At 47.2% G+C, this 12,329-nt stretch carries 13 protein-coding genes and 1 riboswitch; all 13 genes read left to right on the forward strand.

Annotation, left to right across the window (positions count from 1 at the left end; all coding sequences use genetic code 11):
- Positions 1-34 precede the first annotated feature (34 nt).
- The 13 genes from HDCHBGLK_RS13990 (at position 35) to grdA (ending at position 12,312) form a co-directional block, all read left to right on the forward strand.
- The gene (locus HDCHBGLK_RS13990) at positions 35-685 is read left to right on the forward strand and encodes an amino acid ABC transporter permease (protein ID WP_004606332.1); all 651 of its coding nucleotides are present in this window, start codon (positions 35-37) and stop codon (positions 683-685) included.
- A gap of 11 nt (positions 686-696) precedes the next feature.
- On the forward strand, positions 697-1,383 hold the full coding sequence (locus tag HDCHBGLK_RS13995) for an amino acid ABC transporter ATP-binding protein (RefSeq protein ID WP_004606331.1): 687 nt from the start codon (positions 697-699) through the stop codon (positions 1,381-1,383).
- A 113-nt stretch (positions 1,384-1,496) separates the two neighbouring features.
- Entirely contained in the window at positions 1,497-2,204 is a 708-nt protein-coding gene (purC, locus tag HDCHBGLK_RS14000; RefSeq protein WP_009248990.1) for a phosphoribosylaminoimidazolesuccinocarboxamide synthase, read from the forward strand.
- Positions 2,205-2,216: 12 nt separating this feature from the next.
- Complete coding sequence (purF, locus tag HDCHBGLK_RS14005) at positions 2,217-3,644, forward strand: amidophosphoribosyltransferase (RefSeq protein ID WP_004606329.1); 1,428 nt, start codon at positions 2,217-2,219, stop codon at positions 3,642-3,644.
- A 42-nt stretch (positions 3,645-3,686) separates the two neighbouring features.
- Positions 3,687-5,120 (forward strand): adenylosuccinate lyase, encoded by a 1,434-nt coding sequence (gene purB, locus HDCHBGLK_RS14010; RefSeq protein WP_039909547.1) that lies wholly within the window; start codon positions 3,687-3,689, stop codon positions 5,118-5,120.
- 47 nt (positions 5,121-5,167) lie between these two features.
- On the forward strand, positions 5,168-5,542 hold the full coding sequence (locus HDCHBGLK_RS14015; RefSeq protein ID WP_004606327.1) for a hypothetical protein: 375 nt from the start codon (positions 5,168-5,170) through the stop codon (positions 5,540-5,542).
- Positions 5,543-5,605: 63 nt separating this feature from the next.
- Positions 5,606-6,976: an alanine/glycine:cation symporter family protein gene (locus tag HDCHBGLK_RS14020; protein ID WP_004606326.1), complete on the forward strand. Its 1,371-nt coding sequence runs from the start codon at positions 5,606-5,608 to the stop codon at positions 6,974-6,976.
- 152 nt (positions 6,977-7,128) lie between these two features.
- Positions 7,129-7,241, forward strand: a riboswitch (glycine riboswitch).
- Positions 7,242-7,404: 163 nt separating this feature from the next.
- Entirely contained in the window at positions 7,405-7,791 is a 387-nt protein-coding gene (locus HDCHBGLK_RS14025; protein WP_009248988.1) for a GrdX family protein, read from the forward strand.
- Between the two features lie 73 nt (positions 7,792-7,864).
- A complete protein-coding gene (locus HDCHBGLK_RS14030; RefSeq protein ID WP_009248987.1) occupies positions 7,865-9,145 on the forward strand; it encodes a glycine/sarcosine/betaine reductase component B subunit in 1,281 nt (426 codons plus the stop codon).
- 18 nt (positions 9,146-9,163) lie between these two features.
- On the forward strand, positions 9,164-10,474 hold the full coding sequence (grdB, locus tag HDCHBGLK_RS14035; RefSeq protein ID WP_082210532.1) for a glycine reductase complex selenoprotein B: 1,311 nt from the start codon (positions 9,164-9,166) through the stop codon (positions 10,472-10,474).
- 27 nt (positions 10,475-10,501) lie between these two features.
- On the forward strand, positions 10,502-11,446 hold the full coding sequence (gene trxB, locus HDCHBGLK_RS14040; protein WP_004606321.1) for a thioredoxin-disulfide reductase: 945 nt from the start codon (positions 10,502-10,504) through the stop codon (positions 11,444-11,446).
- A 13-nt stretch (positions 11,447-11,459) separates the two neighbouring features.
- Positions 11,460-11,777 carry a thioredoxin TrxA gene (gene trxA, locus HDCHBGLK_RS14045; RefSeq protein WP_004606320.1) on the forward strand — a complete coding sequence of 106 codons (318 nt, stop codon included), beginning with the start codon at positions 11,460-11,462 and terminating at the stop codon, positions 11,775-11,777.
- 64 nt (positions 11,778-11,841) lie between these two features.
- Positions 11,842-12,312: a glycine/sarcosine/betaine reductase complex selenoprotein A gene (gene grdA / locus HDCHBGLK_RS14050; protein ID WP_081702180.1), complete on the forward strand. Its 471-nt coding sequence runs from the start codon at positions 11,842-11,844 to the stop codon at positions 12,310-12,312.
- Positions 12,313-12,329: the final 17 nt, after the last annotated feature.

Consider the following 12,329-nt stretch of genomic DNA (forward strand, 5'->3'; position numbering starts at 1 on the left):
TGCCGCGTCTTTTGAGAAGTTGGAGGAAAACCTGATGGATTTTGGAACGCTTATTAGAGAGTTGAGCGGCGGAATGCTGATATCGATTGAAATATTTGTGCTGACGCTGGTATTTTCATTGCCTCTTGGCCTGGCGGTGGCATTTGGAAGGATGTCGAAGATCAAGCCGGTCCAATGGCTCGCTAAGATATACATATCAATTATGAGAGGGACGCCGCTGATGCTGCAGCTGATGGTCGTTTATTTTGGGCCGTACTATATTTTCGGAATCCGAATTTCCAGCACCTATCGCATGACTGCCGTGCTGATTGGATTTGCGATCAACTATGCCGCTTACTTTGCGGAAATATACCGGGGCGGCATCGAGTCCATGTCCGTGGGACAGTATGAGGCGGCAAAAGTGCTGGGATATTCCAGGCCTCAGACCTTCTTCTGCATCATCTTTCCCCAGGTAATCAAGAGAATACTGCCGTCCGTGACGAACGAGGTTATCACGCTTGTCAAGGATACTTCTCTTGCGTTCGTGCTGGCAGTGGCCGAGATGTTTACGATCGCGAAGCAGATTGCGGCCGCGCAGACTTCCATGGTGCCATTTGTAGCCGCGGGAATCTTCTATTATGTATTTAACCTGATTGTAGCAGTCGTTATGGAAGCGCTGGAAAAGAAATTGAATTACTATCGTTAGGAGGACATGCCATGAGCTTGTTAGAGATGAAAAATATAAAAAAGAGCTTTAACGGAGTGGAAGTGCTCAAAGACATTTCCCTTACGGTAGAAAAGGGGGAGGTGCTGGGAATCATAGGGCCTTCCGGCTCTGGAAAGTCTACGCTGCTTCGGTGTGCCACGAACCTGGAGACGCCGGACGCAGGCGAGATTCATTATGAAGGGACGTTTGGCCTGGTATTCCAGAGTTTTAATCTGTTCCCTCATTATTCCGTTATAAGAAATATCACGGATGCCCCTATTCGCGTACAGAAACGTAAAAAAGAGGAAGTCTATAAAGAGGCCAGGGAACTATTGACCAAGATGGGGCTGTCGGACAAGGAGGATACCTATCCGTACCAGCTCTCGGGAGGCCAGCAGCAGAGGGTATCCATAGCAAGGGCCCTTGCGATGAACCCGGACATCCTGTTCTTTGACGAGCCTACGTCGGCCCTGGATCCGGAACTTACAGGAGAGATCCTTAAGGTAATCAAGGATCTTGCGGCAGAGCATATGACTATGGTGATCGTTACGCACGAGATGAATTTTGCGCGGAACGTATCGGATCATATCATTTTCATGGACAATGGATACATTGCCGTCCAGGGAACCCCGGATGATGTTTTTGGCTCTTCCAATGAAAGAATGCAGGAGTTCTTAGGAAAATTTGGTGATAATTAATAAAAGGCAGAATATTGCTTTTCCATCTGCCTTGTATTATACTAATACGTGCACAACGTGTCCGACAGACGTGCAAACCAGATGATAAAATTGAGAAAAGGATGGGTGTTATCATGCAGAAATTAGAACAATTGTATGAAGGCAAGGCAAAAAAGGTCTTTAAGACAGATGATCCGGATATTGTAATTGTAGATTATAAGGATGATGCCACAGCATTTAATGGCGAGAAAAAAGGAACGATTGTTGGAAAAGGCGTAATCAACAACCGCATGACAAACTACATTTTCCAGGTCCTGGAAAAAGAAGGCGTTCCTACACATTATGTAGAAGAATTAAGCGACAGGGAAACTGCCGTAAAGAAAGTGGAGATCGTGCCATTGGAAGTGATCGTGCGTAATGTGGCTGCAGGAAGTTTTTCCAAGAGGCTGGGCATTGAAGAAGGAACAAAATTGCTGGCACCTACGCTTGAGTTCAGTTATAAGGATGATGACTTGGGAGATCCATTGATTAATGACTATATGGCAATCGCGATCGGCGCATCTACAAGGGAAGAGATTGAAAAGATTACAGAATACACCTTTAAGGTGAATGAAGTCCTGAAGAAGTTCTTTGCCGATGCAGGAATCGAGTTGATCGACTTTAAGATCGAGTTTGGCAGATTCCACGGCAATGTTATTCTTGCAGACGAGATATCTCCGGATACATGCAGACTGTGGGACATCAATACCCATGAGAAGCTGGATAAGGACCGTTTCCGCAGGGATATGGGGAATGTAGAGGACGCGTATCAGGAAGTATTCAGGAGAATCGGCATAAAGTAAGGAGTTGCATTCATGAACAAATTGGAGAAAGTGACAACCGGTTTGGGAGAAGAATGCGGCGTATTTGGAGCCTATGATATGGATGGGGGCGATGTAGCCCCGTCCGTATACTATGGGCTTTTTGCGTTGCAGCACAGAGGACAGGAAAGCTGTGGTATTGCAGTGACGGATACCTATGGCGAGCGCAAGGTACATTTTAAGAAGGGCCTTGGACTGGTCAACGAAGTCTTCGATGAAGAATCCCTTCAGACCTTAAAAGGCAACCTCGGGGTGGGACATGTCCGTTATTCCACTGCCGGGGGCTCCAAAGTTGAAAATGCTATGCCGCTGGTTATCAATTATGTAAAAGGAACGCTGGCAATCGCACACAACGGCAATCTGACCAATGCCATCGAGCTGCGCAGAGAACTGGAATATACGGGGGCGATCTTTCAGACGACTATTGACTCGGAAGTGATCGCCTATCACATCGCAAGAGAGCGCCTGAACGTATCGATGGCTGAAGAGGCTGTCAAAAGAGCTATGGGCAAGATTAAAGGCGCTTATGCGCTGGTGGTAAGTTCGCCCCGCAAAATGATCGGAGCCAGGGATCCATTTGGCCTGAAGCCGCTGTGTATCGGAAAGGAGGGAAATACGTATTTCCTCGCTTCTGAGAGTTGCGCGATCGCGGCGGTGGGCGCGGAATTTGTCAGGGATGTAGAGCCAGGCGAGATTGTGACGATTACAAAGGATGGCATACATTCTGATCTGTCAATGGCCATTGCGCCGCAGAACCAAGCAAGATGTATCTTTGAATATATCTATTTTGCCAGGACGGACAGTACGATTGACAAGGTAAACGTGTACCATTCCAGGATTATTGCGGGAAAAGCGCTTGCGCAGTCCTATCCAGTCGACGCGGATCTGGTGGTGGGCGTGCCGGATTCGGGTCTGGTAGCTGCAAAGGGATATTCAGAACAGTCGGGCATTCCCTACGGAATGGCCTTTCACAAGAACAGCTATGTGGGAAGAACGTTCATCAAGCCCAAGCAGAGCCAGCGGGAAAGCAGCGTAAAGATCAAACTGAATGTAATTGAAGAAGTCGTAAGGGACAAGAGGATCGTCATGGTGGATGATTCCATCGTGCGGGGGACCACTTGTGCCAATATTATAAAGATGCTGAAAAGAGCAGGCGCGAAAGAAGTTCATGTGCGGATCAGTTCCCCGCCGTTTCTGTATCCTTGCTACTTCGGCACGGACGTACCATCCAATGAGCAGCTGATCGCCCATTCCCATACCACGGAGGAGATACGGGAACTGATAGGGGCAGATTCGCTGGGGTATATGAAGATTGATAAATTAAAGAATATGGTGGGCAGCCTGGGATACTGTGACGCCTGCTTTACCGGCAACTATCCCATGGAGGTTCCGGGCAGGGATATATCCCATGCTTTCGAGTAACATGCCCGGCTTTCTATAAAAAAGATTAGGAGAACAATGACGATGACAAATGACAGATACCAAAGCCCTCTTTCTGAGCGGTATGCAAGCAAGGAGATGCAGTACATCTTTTCCCCGGACAAGAAATTCCGCACCTGGAGAAGACTGTGGATCGCCCTTGCGCAGACAGAAAAAGAACTGGGCCTGCCAATTACGGATGAACAGATTGAAGAATTGAAAGAACATGCAGATGATATCAATTACGATGTGGCAAAGGAAAGAGAGAAGATTGTCCGCCACGATGTAATGTCACACGTATATGCTTATGGACAGCAGTGCCCGAAAGCGAAAGGAATCATACACCTTGGGGCGACATCCTGCTATGTGGGCGACAATACGGATATGATTCTGATGTCTGAAGCCCTGGATATTGTCAGGAAGAAATTAGTAAATGTAATAGCAGAACTTGCAAAATTCGCAGATGAGTATAAGAATCTGCCAACGCTTGCGTTTACCCATTTCCAGCCGGCGCAGCCTACGACGGTAGGAAAGCGCGCTACCTTGTGGATGCAGGAATTCATGATGGATCTGGAAGATCTGGAATATGTAAAGGGAAGCCTGAAACTTCTGGGATCAAAGGGAACTACCGGAACGCAGGCAAGTTTCCTGGAATTATTTGATGGGGACCAGGAAACGATTGATAAGATAGATTCGATGATCGCAGAGAAGATGGGATTTGAGGCCTGCTATCCGGTATCCGGACAGACCTATTCCCGCAAAGTGGACACCAGAGTGCTCAACGTCCTTGCGGGAATTGCGGCCAGCGCCCACAAATTCTCTAATGATATCCGCCTGCTTCAGCATTTGAAGGAAGTGGAAGAGCCGTTCGAAAAAACGCAGATTGGCTCATCCGCAATGGCATATAAGAGAAACCCTATGAGAAGCGAAAGAATCGCGTCGCTGTCACGCTATGTAATGGTGGACGCCCTGAATCCGGCAATCACATCCGCGACCCAGTGGTTCGAAAGAACCCTGGATGACTCCGCGAATAAGCGTCTCAGCGTGCCGGAAGGCTTCCTGGCTATTGACGGCATCCTTGACCTTTGCCTGAACGTGGTGGATGGCCTGGTAGTATATCCGAAGGTGATTGAAAAGCGCCTGATGTCTGAACTTCCATTCATGGCGACAGAGAATATCATGATGGATGCAGTGAAGGCAGGAGGAGACAGACAGGAACTTCACGAAAGAATCCGCGAACTGTCCATGGAAGCGGGCAGGAATGTAAAAGAAAAGGGTCTGGATAACAATCTGCTGGAACTGATCGCTAAAGATCCGGCATTTAACTTAAGCGAAGAAGAATTGAAGAAGACTATGGATCCAACCAAGTATACGGGCCGCGCCTGTGTACAGGTAGAGGCATTCCTTAAGAATGTAGTAAATCCTATGCTGGAAGAGAACAAGGATTTGCTGGGAATGTCGGCAGAGATTAATGTGTAAGGGATTTTTGATGATGTAGGGTGTATGCTTTTTGCAGGACGTCCGTCGTGGGAGGCGGGGAGGGGTTCCTCCCCGCCTCCCACGACGGACTGGCTCTGGCAGACCATTACGCTTCTGCATCATCGGGGAGAGAATCGTCAGCGAATTTCCGGAGATTTGCTGAGAAGAAATTCAGAAAGGGCTTCGACGATTACAGAAGAAAGACGTACCGTAACGCAGGCACTAGTATAGGATTTGCCAACGAGATCCCGCGAGCGCCGCCACAAAAATTCCCTCAAAAAATAATTGGAAGTTTTACACAAATTTCATATTTTAGCACAACGAAATTTCAATGTGAAATTGACACAATTGAAGAAATCTCACCAAAAATAATTATTCGTGCAGAATGGTATTGCAAAAATATTGACAATATTTTATCATAGACATATCAAATGATTCCAAGGAATCATCACTGAAATCTATGAGAGAAGGAGGGAACTATTAACATGGAGACATTGAATAACATTGTTTTGACAATCCAGCATTATCTTGCGGATTACATTCTGATCATTGCGCTTCTTTTAGGAGGCCTGTGGTTTTCATTCCGTCTTGGCTTTATCCAGGTGAGGGGATTTGGCGAAGGCATGAGGCGGACGTTCGGGGGACTGTTCCACAAGAAAGGCGAGGCGGGAGCGGACGGCATGTCTTCTTTCCAGGCACTGGCGACAGCGATTGCCGCACAAGTAGGAACCGGCAACATTGCAGGAGCGGCTACAGCGCTGGCGGTAGGTGGCCCAGGAGCAATCTTCTGGATGTGGATCGCGGCTTTCCTTGGAATGGCTACGATCTTCGCAGAGGCTATTATGGCTCAGAAGTATAAGCAGGTAGGAAAAGACGGTGAGATTACAGGAGGCCCTGTATACTATATCCGCGCTGCATTCAAAGGGACCTTTGGAAAGGTGCTGGCTGGCATTTTTGCTGTTCTGATCATCTTGGCGCTCGGATTTATGGGAAATGCCGTGCAGTCTAACTCTATTGCGGCAGCCTTCCATACCGCATTCGGTATTCCGCAGGCAGCTATGGGAGTCGTTATTGCCATTCTGGCATTATTCGTGTTTGTTGGCGGAATGAAGCGAATCGCTAAAGTAACAGAGACGATCGTTCCAATCATGGCAGCCCTTTACATAGTTGGCGCGCTGATCGTAATCATCTATAACTATAAGAATATACCATACGCATTCCACGCGATCGTAGTTGGCGCGTTCAATCCGGCAGCCATCTCAGGCGGCGCTGTCGGCGCTACGATCAAGCTGGCCCTGACCAAAGGCGTGGCCCGCGGATTGTTCTCCAACGAGGCAGGTATGGGTTCGACACCGCATGCCCACGCGGTGGCAAAGGTGGATCATCCGGTTGAACAGGGATTTGTTGCCATGGTGGGTGTATTTATCGATACATTCATCGTTCTGAACCTGACCGCCCTTGTGATCATCACGACAAAGTCAATTCCTACCGGCAAGACAGGAGCGGAACTGAGCCAGTACGCATTCTCGACACTGTATGGTAAGGGCGGAGACATTTTTATTGCGATATGCATGTTCTTCTTCGCGTTTTCCACGATCATAGGCTGGTATTTCTTTGGCCAGGCTAATGTGAAATATTTGTTCGGGCCTAAGGCAGTCAAAGTATATTCCTTTCTTGTGGCCGGATGCGTAGTGCTCGGATCACTTGCGCAGGTTGACCTTGTATGGAACATGGCAGACTGCTTCAACTCTATGATGGTATTGCCGAATATCCTGGCGTTGTTCGCCCTGAGCGGCATGATCAAGAAGGTGCACGACGATTACTATCATAACTTTTTAAGAAATAAGAAAAAGTAATATTGCATAAAAATCCACCTAGAAATTTATGGAAAACAACTAAAATAAGTTTGATTTTCCTTTGAGGTTGCAAAAAAAATAACGATAGGTTATTATAGGGATAGGCGATAGGTTATATTCATATTGTCTATAAGTAAAATTGAAAAGTGGGATGATGTTTCTCAAGAGAGAGTTGGAATATCCAACCGCCGAAGAGGCAAGCCGGGCGTATGATGGTGAGCGCATGCAAGGTGAAACTTTCAGGCAAAAGGACTGGGAAACGTACCGCATTCTGAATCTTGTGCTGTATGGTAAGGCGTATTTTTTAAAACATATTATCAGGGCAAAAGACAGAAAGGACGATATATGCACAAGATGTGTTTAAATCGTCCTTTTTTAGTGGGCTTAAAAACCTAACGAAAATGTACCGAAAGGAGAAGGTGGAGAAGATGAGTCAGGGCAATTATTTTATAATAACCAATAATCCACTGGTTTTAAAAAAGCTTGGCGAGACGCACAATGTAATATATCAAGAGATTTCCTATGAAGAGGTTCTTAAGGAAGTCAGAGACAGAATTCACGAAGGGCACTTGCTTTTATCACATCCCTTATCCGGAAGTGTGAAGCCTAATGAAACACCATACAAATCAGTTATGCTGTCAAAGGGAAAGGGGGAGATGGACGAAAGGTCATTGTCAATTATTGAAAATGCCATACAGGCCTGCGGCAAGTTCCAATTCAGGTCCGACAAGTACAAGCCCGAGGTATACGCGGACTTTCAGTTGATTGACTGGACCTTGATAGAAAGTGGATTGGCATCGGCAGATGCTTGGTAGGTCTTTTTGAGAGAGGTTGTAAAGCATTGCAGCTTAAACAATATTAATATTCTTTTGAAGGAGGGAATCACAAGTGAGATTAGAAATGGGACACATTTACATTAAGGATATCCAGTTCGCTTCAGAGTCCAAGATTGAAGACGGAATCCTCTATGTATCCGAAGAAGCCGCTAAGGCGGTTGCTCTTGAAGACGAGAAGATCAAGAGCGTATCATTTGACATTGCAAAGCCAGGAGAATCAGTAAGAATCACGCCGGTTAAAGACGTTATCGAGCCGCGAGTAAAAGTTGAAGGAAGAGGGGGAATCTTCCCGGGCGTTATCTCGAAGGTTGATACGGTAGGCGAAGGAAAGACATACGCATTAAAGGGGATGGCTGTAGTAACAGCAGGAAGAATCGTAGGATTCCAGGAAGGAATCATCGATATGACCGGTCCTGGAGCAGATTACACTCCGTTTTCCAAGACGCTTAACCTGGTTATGGTATGCGAGCCGGTTGATGGAATCAAACAGCATGATTACGAGAAGGCCGTAAGATTCGCAGGATTCAGAGTCGCTGCATATATTGGGGAATTGGCACGTGACCTGACGCCTGACGAGACGAAGGTATATGAGACATGCACGATCAAGGAAGGCCTTGAGAAATATCCGGAACTTCCAAGAGTTGCATATGTACAGATGCTTCAGAGCCAGGGACTTCTGCATGATACATACGTATACGGCGTAGACGCCAAGAAGATTGTTCCTACCATCTTAAGTCCAACGGAAGTTATGGATGGAGCCATCGTATCCGGTAACTGCGTATCCGCGTGCGACAAGAATCCGACTTATGTACATCTGAACAACCCGGTTGTTGAAGACTTGTTCGAACAGCACGGAAAGACATTGAACTTTGTATGCCACATTATCACCAATGAGAACGTTTATCTGGCAGACAAGCAGCGTTCATCCGACTGGACTGCAAAACTCTGCAAGATGTTAGATCTTGATGGAGCCATCGTATCTCAGGAAGGATTCGGCAATCCGGATACGGACCTGATCATGAACTGCAAGAAGATTGAGGCAGAAGGCGTTAAGACCGTCATCATTACAGACGAGTATGCTGGACGCGATGGAAAATCCCAGTCACTGGCAGATGCAGATGCGGCGGCAGATGCAGTTGTAACCGGCGGTAATGCAAATCAGGTAATTATCCTGCCGAAACTTGATAAAGTCATTGGAACCCTGGACTATGTTACAAAGATTGCAGGCGCAAGCGAGGAGACCCTTCGCGAAGACGGCTCCCTGGAAGTCGAACTTCAGGTACTTACAGGTGCAACAAACGAGACTGGTTTCAATAAACTGAGCGCGAGATAAGGAAGGGAGGATAATATAATGGCTAAAATTAAAGTTGTTCATTACATCAATCAGTTCTTTGCACAGATTGGTGGAGAAGAAAAGGCAGATTATCCGGCAGAGCTTCGCGTGGGCGAGGTGGTTGGACCGGGTATGGCATTTATGGCAAATTTTAAAGACGAGGCAGAGATCATCGCTACGATCGTATGCGGAGACTCTTACTTCAATGAGAATCTGGACAAGGCAAAAGCAGATGTCCTTGCAATGGTAAAGGAGCAGAATCCTGACATATTCGTAGCAGGGCCTGCATTCAATGCAGGACGTTACGGTGTTGCTTGCGCGACGATCGCGGCAGCGGTGCAGGAAGAACTTGGAATTCCTGCACTTACAGGAATGTACATTGAAAACCCTGGTGCAGATATGTTCAAGGACAAGGTATATATCGTATCTACCAAGAACAGCGCGGCAGGCATGAGGGATGCTGTTAGCAAGATGGCTCCTCTGACACTGAAGATCGCAAAAGGAGAGCCAATCGGCGCTTCCGCAGAAGAAGGATATATCCCGAACGGCGTACGTGTGAACTTCTTCGAGAAGGAGAGAGGATCTAAGAGAGCAGTCAAGATGCTGATCAAAAAGTTGAATGATAAGCCGTATACCACAGAGTATCCGATGCCAGACTTCGACAGGGTTGATCCGAATCCGGCAGTCAAGGATCTTGCACATGCCAAGATCGCACTGGTTACTTCCGGTGGAATCGTGCCGAAGGGCAATCCGGATCACATCGAAAGTTCCAGCGCTTCCCACTACGGAGAGTATGATATCGCAGGCGTTATGGATCTGACAGAAGAAACCTACGAGACCGCTCATGGCGGATACGACCCGGTATACGCAAACGAGGATTCTGACCGCGTGCTGCCGGTAGACGTTCTCCGTGATATGGAGAAGGAAGGAATCATTGGAGAACTGCATCACCTGTTCTACACCACGACAGGAAATGGTACAGCCGTTGCATCCGCAAAGGCATTTGCAGCAGAGTTCTCTGCAAAGCTTAAGGCAGACGGAGTAGACGCAGTAATCCTCACTTCTACGTGAGGTACCTGTACTCGTTGCGGTGCAACAATGGTTAAAGAAGTAGAGAGAGCAGGAATCCCTGTCGTACACATCTGTACGGTAACGCCAATTTCCATGACAGTAGGCGCAAACAGAATCGTTCCGGCAATCGCCATTCCTCATCCACTTGGCAATCCGGCTCTGGATAAAGACGAGGAGAAGGAACTTCGCCGCCACATCGTTGAAAAGGCACTGAAGGCTTTGACAACAGAAGTAGACGGACAGACAATTTTCGACTAGTAAATAGGTGAAGGAGAATAACAAAAAATGAGCAAGATTTATGATGTTATTATCCTGGGTGCAGGTCCTGCCGGTTTGGCGGCAGGACTGTACGCAGGCAGAAGCCGTCTTTCCACGCTGATCATTGAGAAGGGCCAGGACGGCGGACAGATTGCGATCACAGATGAGATTGAGAACTACCCGGGACAGATCGTGGAAGGCGAGTCCGGCCCATCCCTGATCGCAAGAATGACACAGCAGGCAGAGAAGTTCGGCGCAGAGCGCGTGTCCGACACGATCAAGGAAGTACAGCTGGAAGGCGATGTAAAGGTATTAAAGAGTGAAAAGAATGAATACCAGGGCAAGAATGTCATCATCGCGACAGGAGCATATTCAAGGCCGATCGGATGCAAGGGAGAGGCAGAGTTCATGGGCAAGGGCGTATCTTACTGCGCTACCTGTGATGCCAACTTCTTTGAAGATTTCGAGGTATATGTTGTTGGCGGCGGAGATTCCGCAGTGGAAGAAGCAATGTATCTGACGAAATTCGCAAGAAAGGTAACCATCATCCACAGACGGAATGAACTTCGTGCTGCAAAATCCATTCAGGAGAAGGCATTTGCCAATCCGAAGATTGATTTCTTCTGGGATTCCGTTGTAGAGGAAGTCTATGGAGATGACATTCTTCAGGGAATGATCGTAAAGAATGTCAAGACAGGCGAGACGAGAAAAGTCGAGGCTGATCCGGAAGATGGCATGTTCGGCCTGTTTGGATTCATCGGAACGGTTCCGAATTCCAAACTGTTCGAAGGAATCATTGATATGGACGAAAGAGGGTATATTAAGACGGATGAAGATATGCACACCAATATCCCGGGCGTTTATGCAGCCGGAGATGTGCGCATCAAGAGTCTGAGACAGGTTGTGACTGCAGCGGCCGACGGAGCAATTGCAGCAGTTCAGGTAGAAAGAAGCATGTCAGATTATTTTTAAGGAGGATGTTACCATGTTAGATTTAACGAAGGAAAATTTTGAGGAAGAAGTATTAAAGGCAGAAGGATATGTATTCGTAGACTTCTACGGAGACGGATGCGTGCCATGCCAGGCATTAATGCCAAAGGTACATGAATTTGCTGATACCTATGGAGATAAGATGAAATTCACATCTCTGAATACGACAAAGGCACGCCGTCTTGCAATCGCACAGAAGGTTCTGGGCCTTCCTGTTATGGCTATCTATAAGGATGGAGCCAAGGTTGAGGAAGTAGTAAAGGATGACGCTACTCCGGAAAATATTGAAGCGATGATTAAGAAATACATCTAAAGGATGGTTTCTGAATCATAGATAAACAACATGTTTACCACACAAGAAAGGAGAAAGCATAATTATGGCTATTTTAGAAGGCAAAAAAGCAATAATTATCGGAGACCGTGATGGAATTCCAGGCCCTGCAATCGCTGAGTGCGTGAAAACTGCTGGCGCTGAGATCGTATTTTCATCCACGGAATGTTTCGTCTGAACGAGCGCAGGCGCAATGGACTTAGAGAATCAGAAGAGAGTTAAGGAATTCGCAGAAGAGTATGGTGCAGAGAACTTAGTAGTAGTTCTTGGCGCAGCAGAAGGCGAAGCTGCAGGGCTTGCAGCGGAGACTGTTACTTTAGGCGATCCGACTTTCGCAGGTCCATTGACAGGGGTCCAGCTTGGACTCGCGGTATATCACGTATGTGAACCTGAGATCAAAGAAGAATTCGACGAAGCAGTTTATGATGAGCAGATCAGCATGATGGAAATGGTTCTTGACGTAGATGACATCGTATCAGAGATGACAGCGATCAGAGACCAGGTAGAACAGGCTTAAGTAAGCCGCGTCAGGCG

The sequence above is a fragment of the [Clostridium] scindens ATCC 35704 genome (genome assembly GCF_004295125.1).
Classification (GTDB): domain Bacteria; phylum Bacillota; class Clostridia; order Lachnospirales; family Lachnospiraceae; genus Clostridium_AP; species Clostridium_AP scindens.

What these genes read in the sequence shown, in the direction of transcription:
- HDCHBGLK_RS13990 (WP_004606332.1), top strand. Translation starts at nt 35, where the DNA reads ATGGATTTTGGAACGCTTATTAGAGAGTTGAGCGGCGGAATGCTGATA.
- HDCHBGLK_RS13995 (WP_004606331.1), top strand. Translation starts at nt 697, where the DNA reads ATGAGCTTGTTAGAGATGAAAAATATAAAAAAGAGCTTTAACGGAGTG.
- purC (WP_009248990.1), top strand. Translation starts at nt 1,497, where the DNA reads ATGCAGAAATTAGAACAATTGTATGAAGGCAAGGCAAAAAAGGTCTTT.
- purF (WP_004606329.1), top strand. Translation starts at nt 2,217, where the DNA reads ATGAACAAATTGGAGAAAGTGACAACCGGTTTGGGAGAAGAATGCGGC.
- purB (WP_039909547.1), top strand. Translation starts at nt 3,687, where the DNA reads ATGACAAATGACAGATACCAAAGCCCTCTTTCTGAGCGGTATGCAAGC.
- HDCHBGLK_RS14020 (WP_004606326.1), top strand. Translation starts at nt 5,606, where the DNA reads ATGGAGACATTGAATAACATTGTTTTGACAATCCAGCATTATCTTGCG.
- HDCHBGLK_RS14025 (WP_009248988.1), top strand. Translation starts at nt 7,405, where the DNA reads ATGAGTCAGGGCAATTATTTTATAATAACCAATAATCCACTGGTTTTA.
- trxB (WP_004606321.1), top strand. Translation starts at nt 10,502, where the DNA reads ATGAGCAAGATTTATGATGTTATTATCCTGGGTGCAGGTCCTGCCGGT.
- trxA (WP_004606320.1), top strand. Translation starts at nt 11,460, where the DNA reads ATGTTAGATTTAACGAAGGAAAATTTTGAGGAAGAAGTATTAAAGGCA.